The organism is Paenibacillus sp. FSL H8-0104 (genome assembly GCF_038050215.1).
In the GTDB taxonomy this organism is placed as follows: Bacteria; Bacillota; Bacilli; order Paenibacillales; family Paenibacillaceae; genus Paenibacillus; species Paenibacillus amylolyticus.
Genome location: NZ_JBBOTC010000001.1, coordinates 2,000,551 through 2,014,525, shown reverse-complemented (window position 1 = coordinate 2,014,525; position 13,975 = coordinate 2,000,551). Strand labels below are relative to the sequence as shown.

Annotated in this window: 13 protein-coding genes and 1 riboswitch; of the genes, 1 reads left to right on the top strand and 12 read right to left on the bottom strand. The window is 46.7% G+C overall.

Going from position 1 to position 13,975, the window contains the following annotated elements; genetic code table 11:
* Positions 1–73: 73 nt before the first annotated feature.
* From mqnC to metA, 4 genes are all read right to left on the bottom strand, one after another.
* A complete protein-coding gene (gene mqnC, locus NST38_RS09195; protein ID WP_047844209.1) occupies positions 74–1,210 on the bottom strand; it encodes a cyclic dehypoxanthinyl futalosine synthase in 1,137 nt (378 codons plus the stop codon).
* A gap of 241 nt (positions 1,211–1,451) precedes the next feature.
* Positions 1,452–2,624 carry a trans-sulfuration enzyme family protein gene (locus tag NST38_RS09190; RefSeq protein ID WP_036669808.1) on the bottom strand — a complete coding sequence of 391 codons (1,173 nt, stop codon included), beginning with the start codon at positions 2,622–2,624 and terminating at the stop codon, positions 1,452–1,454.
* Entirely contained in the window at positions 2,621–3,808 is a 1,188-nt protein-coding gene (locus NST38_RS09185; protein WP_076252424.1) for a PLP-dependent transferase, read from the bottom strand. Before NST38_RS09185 ends, NST38_RS09190 begins: the two co-directional genes overlap by 4 nt.
* 24 nt (positions 3,809–3,832) lie before the next feature.
* Entirely contained in the window at positions 3,833–4,750 is a 918-nt protein-coding gene (metA, locus tag NST38_RS09180; RefSeq protein ID WP_036610071.1) for a homoserine O-acetyltransferase MetA, read from the bottom strand.
* Positions 4,751–4,986: 236 nt separating this feature from the next.
* A riboswitch (SAM riboswitch) is annotated at positions 4,987–5,110 on the bottom strand.
* A 451-nt stretch (positions 5,111–5,561) separates the two neighbouring features.
* Between metA and corA the strand changes: the two genes are divergently transcribed.
* Positions 5,562–6,497, top strand: a complete 936-nt coding sequence (gene corA / locus NST38_RS09175) for a magnesium/cobalt transporter CorA (RefSeq protein ID WP_047842270.1) — start codon at positions 5,562–5,564, stop codon at positions 6,495–6,497.
* Between the two features lie 70 nt (positions 6,498–6,567).
* Here corA and NST38_RS09170 read toward each other — a convergent pair whose 3' ends face one another.
* From NST38_RS09170 to NST38_RS09135, 8 genes are all read right to left on the bottom strand, one after another.
* Positions 6,568–7,569 carry an HRDC domain-containing protein gene (locus NST38_RS09170; protein ID WP_076252426.1) on the bottom strand — a complete coding sequence of 334 codons (1,002 nt, stop codon included), beginning with the start codon at positions 7,567–7,569 and terminating at the stop codon, positions 6,568–6,570.
* 176 nt (positions 7,570–7,745) lie between these two features.
* Positions 7,746–8,624 carry an ROK family protein gene (locus NST38_RS09165; protein WP_047842269.1) on the bottom strand — a complete coding sequence of 293 codons (879 nt, stop codon included), beginning with the start codon at positions 8,622–8,624 and terminating at the stop codon, positions 7,746–7,748.
* 72 nt (positions 8,625–8,696) lie between these two features.
* Positions 8,697–9,383: an MOSC domain-containing protein gene (locus NST38_RS09160; protein WP_076252428.1), complete on the bottom strand. Its 687-nt coding sequence runs from the start codon at positions 9,381–9,383 to the stop codon at positions 8,697–8,699.
* Positions 9,384–9,413: 30 nt separating this feature from the next.
* Positions 9,414–10,520 carry a phosphodiester glycosidase family protein gene (locus NST38_RS09155; RefSeq protein WP_306068570.1) on the bottom strand — a complete coding sequence of 369 codons (1,107 nt, stop codon included), beginning with the start codon at positions 10,518–10,520 and terminating at the stop codon, positions 9,414–9,416.
* 5 nt (positions 10,521–10,525) lie between these two features.
* Positions 10,526–11,419, bottom strand: a complete 894-nt coding sequence (locus NST38_RS09150; RefSeq protein ID WP_341343916.1) for a 5'-3' exonuclease — start codon at positions 11,417–11,419, stop codon at positions 10,526–10,528.
* A gap of 139 nt (positions 11,420–11,558) precedes the next feature.
* Positions 11,559–11,924 (bottom strand): arsenate reductase family protein, encoded by a 366-nt coding sequence (locus tag NST38_RS09145; RefSeq protein WP_047842267.1) that lies wholly within the window; start codon positions 11,922–11,924, stop codon positions 11,559–11,561.
* Positions 11,925–12,327: 403 nt separating this feature from the next.
* Entirely contained in the window at positions 12,328–13,311 is a 984-nt protein-coding gene (locus NST38_RS09140) for an RluA family pseudouridine synthase (RefSeq protein ID WP_076252429.1), read from the bottom strand.
* Positions 13,308–13,883: a cob(I)yrinic acid a,c-diamide adenosyltransferase gene (locus NST38_RS09135; protein WP_036610088.1), complete on the bottom strand. Its 576-nt coding sequence runs from the start codon at positions 13,881–13,883 to the stop codon at positions 13,308–13,310. Before NST38_RS09135 ends, NST38_RS09140 begins: the two co-directional genes overlap by 4 nt.
* Positions 13,884–13,975 lie beyond the last annotated feature (92 nt).

Here is a 13,975-nt window from a genome sequence, read left to right as displayed (position 1 = left end):
TCAGCGGGCATGGCTTCATAAATACTTATCTAACGATCAAAGTTTATAAAGAGTAGTATTGAATTAATTAGAATTAGTTCTGCATTACGAAATCTTCATGTACGGCATTTTCTTCGTCGAACATGCGCACAATCTCGTATCGGGTGTTACGTTGTGCCGGGATATAACCGGACTCCCGAATCAAACGGAGAATGGATTCAATGTTAACTTTGTAAGTTGCACCAGCAGCAGATACAACGTTCTCTTCAATCATCGTGCTACCGAAGTCATTACAGCCAAATTCAAGCGACTTCTTACCGATCTCAGGACCCATCGTTACCCAAGAGGATTGAATGTTCTTGATATTATCAAGTACCAGGCGGCTGATGGCTACAGTCTTCAAGTACTCTTCTGGAGTCTGACGCTCCAGCTTGAGGTTTGTATTATCCGGCTGGAAAGTCCAAGGAATAAACGCCAGGAAACCTTCGGAGTCATACTTGTTCGCAATACATTCGTCCTGAGCTTCACGTACACGGAGCAAGTGTAATGCACGCTCTTCCATCGATTCACCAAGTCCGATAACCATCGTTGCCGTGGTGTTCATACCGATGCGGTGTGCAGTTTGCATAACGTCCATCCAATCGCGCCATGAACCTTTCAAGCGGCTAATTTTCCGACGTGTGCGGTCATCCAGAATTTCAGCGCCACCGCCAGGCAAGGAATCCAGTCCAGCTTCGTGAATGGCACGAACAACTTCTTCCAATGTAAGGCCATCGGATACTTCAACCATTTTCATAATCTCCGCTGGGGAGAAAGAGTGCATCGTGATGTTTGGGAAACGCTCTTTGATGGCTTTCAACAGGTCTGTATAATAGCTGAAAGGCAAGTTTGGATTCGTTCCACCTTGCATCAAAATCTCGGTACCATTCACATCTTCCGTTTCCTGAATCTTCTGGAAAATAACTTCGTCCGGAAGCACATAACCTTCATCCGAACCAGGTCTGCGGTAGAAAGCACAAAAACGGCAGTACACATCACACACGTTTGTGTAGTTGACGTTACGCCCAATTACAAATGTTCTGTATGGTTCAGGGTGCATGCGTTTCATAATGACATTAGCAGCTGCCCCGATTTTGTCCACTTCATTCGATTCAAATAGCTCAATCGTGTCTTCCAAGTCCAAACGTTCGCCCCGAAGGGCTTTATCTAAGATACGGTCTACCGTACTCATCGTAAAAAAGCCTCCCTCATGAAGAGAAATTATATAACGATCCGTCCCAACTTGTTCAAGAGAAGCAAGTTCTGGTGGCAACATCGTATTTCTGTACTCCACATATCGTAACACAGGTTACATGTGAAAAAAAGCACCTTATGTACAGGTGCTTTAAAAATAAGTAAAAATTTTTACATATGGAAAAGAATTAGTTCGAACTTAAGTGATACACATCGGCGTATTCGGGCATCCTTTTTTGTTAGGATTCCTGAAGTGCTTGCTCCAAATCTACAATCAGATCTTCGATATCTTCCAGACCTACGGAGAAGCGCAGCAATCCATCTGTAATGCCACGGTCACGGCGAACCTCAGCCGGCATTGCCGCATGAGACATCATCGCTGGGTAGGACAGAATACTCTCCACAGCTCCCAAGCTTACAGCAACAATAGGTAGCTTCACCCGGTTAAGAACTGCTTTTGCACGATCACCTGAACCGACGTCAAAAGAAACGACAGCTCCATATCCTGTGGACTGGCGCTCATGTGCCTCACGGCCCGGATGATCCTCCAGTCCAGGATAAAAGACAGCGGTAATATCACTGCGCTCATTAAGCCATGCCGCCAGTTTGGCTGTGCTCCGTTCACTATGAGCCATGCGAGCCCCCAAGGTTTTCATCCCGCGCATCAAAAGCCAGGATTCTTGTGCCCCGAGTACAGTTCCAAGTCCATTTTGCAGCTGTTTCAGTTGTACGCCAAGTGATTCCGTGCGAGCAACAGCTAACCCTGCAAGTACATCACTGTGACCTCCGAGAAACTTCGTAGCACTATGTACGACGATGTCCACACCAAGCTCAATTGGACGCTGATAGTAAGGTGTCATAAAGGTGTTATCCAGAATCGTGATCAGGTCATGTTCCTTCGACCAGTCAGTTACGGCAGCGATATCCGTAATTCGCAGTGTAGGGTTGGACGGTGTTTCCATATAAACTGCCTTGGTGTTTGGCTTGAGTGCCGCTTTCACTTCATCTATATTGGTCATGTCTACAAAGGTTGTCTCGATCTGCATACGGCTTAATATGGAAGTAAGCAAACGATACGTACCTCCATATACGTCTTCCGTTACAATCATGTGGTCCCCTGCGGAGAACATCATGAACACGCTTGAGATCGCAGCCATCCCCGAAGAATAGGCAAAGCCTCGTGCGCCGCCCTCCAGCAATGTGATGTAATCTTCCAAAGCCTGACGTGTCGGATTACCCGAACGACTGTAATCATGTTGAGGCGGATTGAAGATATCAAAATGATGGAATGTTGATGCTTGGTAGATCGGTACACTGGAGGCTCCAGTCGTTTTGTCAATCTCATCGCCAAAATGGAGCAATTTGGTATCAAATTTCAACTCGGAATTGGGCTTGTTGTTGGACTCACTCATGAGTGCACGCCTCCTTCCACTTCCTGTTGTGCAGCTGTCAGAGCATTGCCGAGATCTGCAATCAGATCGTCCGCATGTTCAATGCCTACAGAGAACCGGAGCAGACGGTCATCCACACCTACGGCTTCACGAATTTCAAGCGGAATATCCGCATGAGTCTGTACTGCGGGATAAGTCATAAGTGATTCGACTCCGCCGAGACTTTCGGCAAAAGCAATGAGTTTGATATGACGCAGCAACGGTTCAACATAACGTGCATCCTTCACTTTGAAAGAGAAGATACCTGTGTTACCGGTAGATTGTTTGTTCTGTATCTCATACCCCGGATGATCGGATAGACCTGGATGATACACTTCAACCACCGCTGGGTGCTCAAGCAAGTATTTGGCAATAGTAAGTGCATTGTGCTCATGACGCTCCATGCGAAGAGCCAGCGTTTTCATACCTTTCATCAACTGGTAGGAGTCACTTGGAGATAATACCGCTCCAATGGAATTATGCAGGAACGCCATCTCAGCAGATAACGCCTCACCTTTGGTAATAATTAGTCCGGCGAGCACATCATTATGTCCGCCCAGATATTTGGTAGCGCTATGAATGATGATATCGGCACCCAGTTCAATCGGACGTTGGAAAAATGGAGTCAACAACGTGTTGTCAACAATGGTCAACAGGTTGTAACTTTTCGCCCAGGAAGCAACGGCTTCCACATCGGTGATCATCATCAGTGGATTGGTTGGTGTCTCAATAAATACAGCTTTGGTATTCGGCTGACGAACCTTCTCCAGTGCTACAAGGTCATTCGTGTCCACATAACTAGCAGTTACGCCGAAACGGGACAGAATACGTTCCAGCAGACGATAGGTTCCACCATACAGATCCAGCGATACAATCAGATGATCCCCTTGACCAAACATGGCAAAAATCGTTTGCAGCGCAGCCATTCCCGAGCTACAGGCAAACCCTGCATCACCGGACTCCAGCGCTGCGGCGGCTTCTTCCAATACTTTACGGGTTGGATTAGTCGTACGAATATAATCAAACCCCGTGCTTTGTCCAAGCTTAGGGTGGCGAAACGCAGTGGATTGATAGATCGGAAAGTTAATGGCGCCTGTTACCGGTTCATTGATGGACCCAATTTGTGCTAAGCGGCTTTCGATTTTCAACTTGTTGTTGTCTTCCATTGCTGCATCCTCCTGTAATCTCGATTAGATTTGCGGGCCAATATCGTAAGGTGTTTCTTGATACACATAGTAATTGAGCCAGTTAGAGAATAATAAGTTGGCATGAGCGCGCCAAGTAGCTGGTGGCACACGGGAAGGGTCGTCATTCGGATAATAATGCCTAGGCAATGCGATATCCAACCCTTTGGCTGCATCCCGGTCATACTCCCACTTTAATGAGAACGGGTCATACTCGGCATGTCCTGTGGCAAAAATCTGTTTGCCGTCTTTGGTAGCAACCAGGAAGATCCCCGCTTCCTCGGATTCAGCCAAAATCTCTAAATTCTCATTCTTTTCAATATCTTCGCGTCTCACTTCCGTATGACGGGAATGTGGAACGTTGAATACTTCATCGAATCCACGCAACAACGGAACATGTGGTTTATTGATGGTATGTGGGAAAACGCCAAAACACTTTTCATCAAGTGCAACCTTGGGTACGTCAAAATGATGGTATAAACCTGCCTGAGAAGCCCAACATATGTGGAGGGTTGAAGTCACATTGGTTTTGGTCCATTCGAAGATCTCCTGGATTTCATTCCAATAGTTCACGTCTTCGAAATCCATCTGTTCCACCGGGGCACCCGTAATGATCATTCCATCGAAACGACGGTGCTCAATCTCATCAAAGGTTTTATAGAACAGATCCAAATACTCTTGAGACGTATTCTTCGACGTATGGGATTTGGGATGTACAAGAACGACATCCACCTGAATAGGCGTGTTTCCCACCAGACGAAGCAATTGTGTTTCGGTCGTTTCCTTTGTGGGCATCAGGTTTAATATAGCGATACGGAGTGGACGAATATCCTGCTGATATGCAGAAGTTTCATCCATGACGAAGATATTCTCTCCTTCAAGTACTTCTTTTGCTGGTAGAGTATCGGGTATTTTGATTGGCATAGTAAGTCTAACTCCTCCTTGTGCATAGATAGATGCAGCCACCCTTGGCTTGATGTCTTCACATCAATACAGTTATAGACTGCCTTGAGCTTGTAAAAACATTGAATTGCTCTTTCATCCAACGTTACAAACAACCTCAAGTTCCTTAGCGAAAATCACTGCTGAGAAGTCGGGGCATATAACAAAGACCTTCCTCGGATTTCGAGAAAGGTCATATGTAAAAAAGATATGCGCCTCTCTCATCTCTCAGTTACAACAGTGCCACTTGACACTTAGTCACTGCAAGAATTAGCACCGTGCGGTATACCGCCGGTTGCCGGGTTTCATCGGGCCAGTCCCTCCACCTACTCTTGATAAGATTTCGCTGTATTAGATTGTAATTAAATATGGTTCACCGTCTACTTTATTACATTAATGCCCTCACGTCAAGATGCAGTTCGATGTCTGCTTCCCAGATCGGAACCGTTCATCATCCGTTGTCATACACTGCCTCAGGGCGCGAAATAGACACATTTTTGCGCTTGAAAGCACCTTGTACCAGCGGTATACTAAACAAGGTGTTATAAACCCTTATGTGAGAGGTGACATATTAAATGGATGGCGACCCGAGGCCTGACTGGCAGCCGAATTCCGACAAACTGCATAGAGAATTGACATCAGCATGCCGGCAGCGGGACGTGACTTCCGTTTGATTATATAGTGAACGCAGCCCTGATCTCCAGGCTCCGCTGCCGACCGGCTGATTTGTTCTTTTTGCGCCCATAATGATAATATCCGCCAAGTTGGCGGGTGCAGAAGGAGTAGATTAACGATGAAAATCCGGTTGGTTAACAACGGTGTATTTATTCCGGTGGACGACATTCAGCAGGCGCTGACTCCACCAGCGGAAGGATTTTACTGGATTGATGCAGACGTAGACGATTTGGCGGTACTTCAGCCGCTGTTCTTGATGCATGATCTGGCTGTGGAAGACTGTCTTAGTGACGAAGAACAACGTCCGAAGATTGAAATTTATGAGAACCATTATTTTATTGTGATTAATAGCATCCGTTTTGATGATGAAGAGATATTTCTACGTGCGGTCAACCTGTTTCTCGGCAGACATTTCATTATTAGTGTTACCAAGCACAAGGTCAGCGAATTGCGTACACTGAAACCCATCCTGTGGGAACAGGAAATCAGTACACCGGATCGTCTGCTGTATTTGCTGGTTGACTTGATTGTTGATAATTATTTCACCGTAGGTGACCGAATTGAAGCACGGATCGAGAAGCTTGAGGAAGACATTCTGATGCACACCAAAAAGTCACATCTGAATGAAATCATCGGGCTACGCAGTGAGATTCTGTGGCTGAAAAAAGTCCTTGGACCTCAGAAAGAGGTTATTAACACCTTGAATAAAAAAGATCTGCGTCTCATCGATGATCAACTGCAAAAGTATTTCAGTGACATCTATGAGAATGCTGTAAAAATATCTGAAACCTTTGAGACTTATCGCGACCTGATGGGCAACTTGCGAGAAGCCTACCAATCCAGTATTGCGAACCGGGCGAATGAGATCATGCGTGTATTTACCGCCATTACCACGGTCTTCATGCCGCTGACAGTCATTACCGGTATATACGGCATGAACTTTACGAATATGCCAGAGCTTAACTGGAAATACAGCTATTTTGTTGTGATTGGTCTGATGGTTACACTGGGCCTGAGCATGTTCTTCATTTTCCGCAAGAAAGACTGGGTATGAACTTTTATGAAATAACAAAGACGAAGCGCTCCTCCGGGAGAAACGCCTCGTCTTTTTTCATTTCTGATTATTAACCAACATTCTTCTCTGTCTCTGCGTGCCGACGGAAGCGGATTCGAATCATGCGCAGTCTTTCATAGACCTGCTCCAGACTTCCTCCATCGGGTTTCTCTCCTCCATACACCTTATGTAATACTGGCTTCAGGAACGTATCTCCCAGCTCCTCATACGCACTCCATACGGCCTCTTGTTCGTTCTCTGGCATCACTGCCAGCTCCACATCAAGAAGACAATCGGTGTCATAACCTTCGTGATCCAGTGCCTCTAACAGCTCAACCAACTCGCGTCGGGATAATCCGGATCGATTAACAATCTCCTCTAACGTATACCCTTCCTTCATGCCTTCAAGCACCTGCTTACGTGTGGTGAACTTATCAAGTTCCTGCTTGTACTTCTGCTCTCTCTGCTTGTATAACCAACTCTCATACTCTTCTTCCTTCAGCGCCGTGTATACCCAGTCCAGCGGGAATGTCGTTGAACGCTCCAGTCCGGTTGTAATCTCCATCCATTCCGTACCATACTCAGTTGCTTTGCTCTCTCCTACGCCCGGAAGTTGCATCAGTTCATCCAGCGATTGCGGAACAAAGGCACTGATCAAACGCAGCAGACGATTTGTTGCAATAAAATACGGTGCCTTCCGGTCAGACACAGCTCTCTTCCTGCGCCATGTGCACAGATCCGTATATAATTGCTCATTGCCGTATAACTCACTGTAACAATGGAGCCGCTGTCCACCATAACTGCGTGACTTCAGATCATCATTCTCATGAAATAACCCCTGCAACTGCGGTCGGTACCCCTCACTCATCTGTATGGCAAGCTGATGACGGTAAATATGAAGCAGCTCCTCCCAAGAAGTCCCCTCATACCAGATGCTGTCCTCACGCTCTCCTTCCTCGTAGCGACTCCATCCCAGCTGCCAACTATCTTCCTCTTCCCCAATCCATAACTGTGCATACTCTGCATTCTGATCTGACATTCTGGACAATCTGTTCATGAAAATGACTTCCATTTTCGTTCCCTCCCTTTGAATATTCAGCTTATACGAGTTAAAGATGCTACCTATAGGCAGCACAAAAAAACACCCCTCCTGCAAAATCCATGCAAGAGAGGTGCTTCCTCATTAACCGTACTATGCTGTTGCCCATATCATACCACAATGGTAAAATTCGTCAATCCCTTAATGACCTACTTATTCAATGCCAACTTGGCAAGCGCCAGTGAACCACACAGACCCGCATTGTCACCAAGTCCTGGTGAAACAACATACTGGTCAATGTCGGATTGAAGTGCCGGATGCTGAACGTATCCAGCCAGCAACTCCTGCAGTTTGCTACGGACCATCGGGAACAGGTGCTCCTGCTTCATTACTCCGCCACCCATGACGATTTTCTGCGGAGAGAGAATGAGAACATAATTCATCAGTGCATGTGCCAGATAATGTGCTTCGATCTCCCAAGCTTTATGATCTGCAGGCAGTTCATAAGCCGGTTGCTCCCAACGTTTGTTAATGGCCGGTCCTGCTGCAAGGCCTTCGAGGCAGTCACCATGATACGGACAGAAACCCTCGTATGTATCCTCCGGATGTCTGCGTACAATGATATGTCCCATCTCTGGATGTGACAATCCATGGACCATTTTACCGCCAACCACAGCACCTGCACCAATACCTGTACCCACAGTGATATACAGACAGCTCTCAAGACCTTGTGCAGCGCCCCAGGTTGCTTCTCCAAGTGCCGCACCATTCACATCCGTATCAAATGTCATCGGCACATCAAAATGCTCCTTGAGCTTGCCAATCACGTTATACTGTCCCCAATGTGGTTTCGGTGTTGTTGTGATATAGCCATATGTTGGGCTTCCTTCAATCGGATCAATCGGACCGAATGAACCTACACCCAGAGCTTCAATGCCTTTGCCTTCAAAAAATGAAATCACTTGAGCCATGGTCTCTTCCGGTGTTGTTGTTGGAAAACTTACGCGTTCCAGAACTTCTCCGTTTTCTGTGCCAATACCACATACAAATTTGGTTCCGCCTGCTTCAATTGCGCCTAAGATCGTCATGTTAGTCACACTCCCAAGTTAGTTTAAAAAGGAATTCGAATTGCTTTACTTGATGACACGATAATTAGCCTGCTACTTGTTCTCCAGCTTGGACAATCGTTTCATTAACGTTTGCCTCCAGCTGTCTGACAGCGCAGGAATGGCCAGCAACGCCTGAATACCTTCGACATTTTCTTTCCCCTGATGCATGATTCGATTGGCTTCAAGAACCGTCATTGAGGCTGGATCGGTGCTGATCCGTCGAAATATCGATGAAGGCCTTACCTCACCTTCTTGCAGTACACGAAAGTAAAAGCCGGTATATCCACTCTCCTGAAAATAAACAGGCAGCTCCTTATAGTCATACCTCGCACCCAGCTTGAAGCAAGGTTGTCTGGGCTGACTGACCTGTACTGTGGCTTCGCCCAACTCGTACACATCACCAATCCGTACGTCTTCTTCGGCACAGCCTTCAACCGTCAGATTTTCTCCACAAGCTCCCCAATCCAGCTTACGATCCATCAGTTGTTCGAGCACCAGATAACGACTGTAATCGTATACACAAACGGCTTTGTCAGGGCCGCCATGATGCACCAGATCCGCCTGAGCGTCCCCTGTCATTCCAGTGAATGACAGGAAAACCGCGTCGGATACAGGATGTTTCACAATGCCGCTCAGCACTTCACGCTTCTGCCCAGGGAGCGGTTGCGGCAGTCCTACATTAATGGCCAGAACAGCTGTATTGCCCTTCCCTGGCTTTCGATCAGATGTGAGTGTCATTTGCGTCATACCTCCCATAATCACTTTCTTTTAACGCACGGAGCCGCCAAATACGAGTGTATTACTCAAGAGCCGGCCTGGAGAAGTCAGCATTTTGCCACCGGCATACATACCCGAGGAAGCACCGCCATCCAGATTCATGGCCTGTTTGGCACCAAGCTTCTGCATCACCGCTGCCCACTCCTTGATTGTTGCTCCGGAAACGGTAGCCAGCATAACAGAACCGTCCGCCATGATCGCAATACCACTTCTGGCTCCGGAAGCATTAAGAATCTTGGCATCCTTGAAACCTTCGCTCGTCGGATTGACAGCTACCTTGCCGTCTTTTACCAGACGGGGTCCTGCCCCAACAGCAGTCACTACATCTTGCCAAGGGATCTCTTTGCCTGCTGCGTTCGTATACTTATAATTCATTTCTACGGTCGAACCAACGGTGAAACGGTCCGAAGAAGACTTCTGATTACCTGTGAAAACCAGTACCGAGCCATTCTTAGGAATCGCTACATTTGTATTGGGCACTTTTTTGGTCACGATACCTTTCTCCATGACAACCGCAGTGCCACCTTTGAATCCAACTGTGGCACCTCGTTCAGGCGTATACAGCATCGTAATGCTTGCGTTCGCTGAAGGTGTTCGATTAATAAAGGTTGCATACCAACTCCGTGATTTACCTTTTGTATCCGTTACTTTACCTGTCAAACTCACCTGAAGTGAATCCATGATCGCCGAGCCGTCTTCCTTAAATCCGATGGATGTTCCGTATCTTCCAATATGTATGACCTTACCATTTGCTATTAACATACCGTATGGATCTGGTGCTCCGTTATATGCTTCAAAAAATGCTCCGTTAATGGCTGCTTGCGCACCATAGGCTTTCACAATCGATGGCAATGTTGCCGTCTGACCAACTTGCTTCTTCGCGAGTCCCACGGTAACCGGTGTTCCCTTTGGAATCGAAACGGTCTGTACGGTAAAATTACGTCCTGCTGCTTTTACTTTCTGTACTTTGGTGTTAATTGCTGCTTTGGCATCCACTGTCTGTGGTGCACTTACTGCTCCCGAAAGTATTACGGGCAAGGCCAGGACGAGGGCCATAGCCCCTGTCCACCACTTTTTGCCTGTTCGTACGTTATTCATGTTGCTCACCCTATTGCCACTCCCATCCAAGAGCCAAGGCTCTTCATCTCAAGTTGTTCAAACTTGTCCATCACCATATCCGGATCAAGACACAATTCACAGATATCCAGTGCACAGGCAACCGGAACAGCACAATGAATCTCTGCCAGTTTGCGGGACAGATGAAGCATGTCCAAATCATTCTCAATCTTGTTACGCACCGAAGGGGTCAGTTTATCCATGTTGCTCAGAATCCCCTCAATGGAGCCGTATTCCTGTACAAGCTTCAACGCTGTTTTCTCACCAATTCCCCTTACTCCGGGATAATTGTCGCTGGCATCTCCCATCAGACCCTTCATGTCAATCACTTGACGAGGTGTCAGTTGTTTCTCAGCCATGAGCGTTTCAGGGTTGTACACCATGTAGTTGCCATGGCCTTTTTTCATAATAATGATACTTGTGCGGTCATTGATCAGTTGCAACATGTCGTGGTCACCCGTCAGTACCATAACATTCATATCGGTCTCTTCGGTATAATACTTCGCAAGCGTCCCGATGCAATCGTCGGCTTCGAATCCTTGTGCACCTATATTCGGAATACCCAGGCTATCCATCACTTCACGAATCAGAGCAAATTGGGGAATCAGGTCATCCGGAGCTTCGGCCCGGTTGCCTTTGTAGGCTGCATATTCTTCACCGCGGAACGTCTTACCGCCCATATCCCAACAACATACGACATGACTTGGCCCAAAAGTCTGAACCGCATCCCAGAAATAACGGATAAATCCGTAGACTGCGTTGGTAGGCAATCCTGCCTTTGTACGTCTGATATATCCGCTTGCAGATGTCGCATAAAAAGCACGGAACAACACCGCCATACCGTCTACCAGCAACAAAGTAGGTTCATTACGTTGATTCACTTGAATTTGTTCTCTCCTATCTAAATCTAGCATATAAAATATCGAAACTAATTCTATCATTATAGCATAGTTCCGCCAACCATCGTTCAGCCAAAAAAGCCCTGAATTTTGAACAATTCAAGGCTGATATTCAGCGCGTTTATGCGTTATTCCATTCCTGCTCGTACGTTTCTTCCTTGAATCCAACCGTCACCTTTTCTCCATCCGTAACGATCGGACGTTTGATCAGTCGACCATTGGAAGCCAGTAAACGAATCTGTTCATCAGCGGACATGCCTGGAAGCTTGTCCTTCAATTGTTGTTCTTTGTATACTTCCCCACTCGTATTAAAGAACTTTTTCACTTCCAGCCCGCTCTTTTGGATGAGTTCTGTTAGTTCAGATTCTGAAGGCGGTGAGTCAAAAATAGGGATTAACTCCAGCTCATGTCCTTGAGCTTCAAGCCATTTTACAGCTTTGCGGCATGTGCCGCATTTGGCATATTGATATATTTTTAAGTTACTCATGGTATGTGTTCCTCCAAATGCTCCGGTTTCGACTTCTCGCTTCCCTTGGTTTGCTTCGCAAATCCAAAAGTCGCTCCAAATCGATACCATCGCCATGTAATTTTACTGACTTTTGCGAATGAGATCAAAAACTCACATTCGTCTATATTTTTTCGGATCAAAATCTTACAGCTTTTGTATCCTTAAAAGCTTTTGAGATTTGAATTCTTGAAATATTTAACATCAAATTGGTAAACATCAATACATTAACCATAGAACCATAAAGATTAGCCTACGGCATGTTGTTCGGGTGCATTAAGCATCCCTCACAAGGGTAAGACAAACAGCGTTGAACTCCAAACAGGACAGGCTGTGCAGGAAACTGCGATACGAGGTGCAAAACTAAGAGCCCCTTCGCAGCTTCCTACAGTTCTTCTCTGGGAGCTGCCTCATCATTCAAACGCTTCTCTAGCGCGGCCATATCTGCTGGAAAAGGAGCTTGGAACGTTATGCGTTCCTTTAGAATTGGATGTTCAAACGTCAATTCACAAGCGTGTAATGCCTGGCGTTCGATCCAGGTATCCCGTTCTTCTCGAACAGCCATGGTCTGCTCATCGATCTCATGCACAGGTAGTGTCTTGTACATTCGATCACCTATCAACGGGCAGCCGATGGACGTCATATGTACCCTGATCTGATGGGTTCTGCCACTTTCCAGCTTGAGGCTTATCGCACTGGCGCTACCCCCTGACCAACGTGTTAAGGTTGTGTACAACGTTCTTGCAGCGTAACCATCAGGTGTTACGATTCGGCGGTGTGGCTCTTCAGGATCGCGATCGATCGGGCCATCTACTGCCCCTTGTTCCGGGACAGGGCTGCCGTGCACAAGTGCAATATATTTCTTGTCTACTGTTCCAGCGATCATCTGTTCAGAAACATGCTGATGCACATAAGGGTTCTTGGCTATTGCGAGCACACCTGACGTTTCCTGATCAAGTCGATGAATCGGTCTGAACCGGAAACGCTCACCCTTGGTTTTCCAGTAATGAACAATGCCATTTGCCAAAGTCCCCGTGTAATGTCCATGTGTTGGATGAACGATGATGCCCGCATCCTTGTTGACAATAAGCAAGTGCTCATCTTCATACAGAACGGTAAATGGAATAGGCTCGGGCAAAATATCATCCGATTCCTCTTGCTCCATCCGAACTTCAACGACATCACCCGTAGCTACCTTGACGCTAATGTACACGCGCTCTCCATTAAGCATGACACCTTGCTCCGTCAGCTTAATTTTGGACAAAAGCTTACGCGACACCAGCAGCCGCCGCTGAAGCACGGTCTTCAGCAGCCAGCCATCTTCTTGTTCGGTCACCGTGTAGACAATCGGCGAATAGTACTGGCTCATTCTTTGCGGCGGAAGACTTTTTTGCTCCGCACATATTCAATATCGGCCACCTGTTGTCTCGCGTTGGCCGTCCGTGCAACCACGAAGAAATAATCAGACAGTCGGTTTAGATACCGTCGTACAGACGGATTAATATCTGTATGTTGTCCAAGTGTTACCGTGCGACGCTCTGCGCGACGACATACAGTACGGCACACATGAAGAGCAGAAGACAGCTGACTGCCACCAGGAATAATGAACCGTTCCACTTTTGGGTTCTCTGCATCATACTGGTCGATCCATTGTTCCAGACGTGTGACCATTTCATCTCTCACCTTATATTTGGTCTCACTAATCTTCACAAAGGCCAGATCCGACCCGCAATCAAACAGTTCCTGCTGAACTTCCAGCAGATGTTCACGCAGATCTTCAAATTCCCCTTGAGCAGAGTCAATAAGGCTGATCGCCTGGCCTACAAAACAGTTCAATTCATCAATCGTGCCATAAGCCTCAACTCGGTCATCATCCTTGATGACGCGTCCACCGATGACCGAAGTCTGTCCTTCGTCACCTGTTCGTGTATATATGCCCATCGTTATCCCTCCAATTGGTAATATAATAATGAATACGGGAATGCCATTTTTTCAGAAACCCGTCTATCGCTTTACACGTATATAAGAATTGG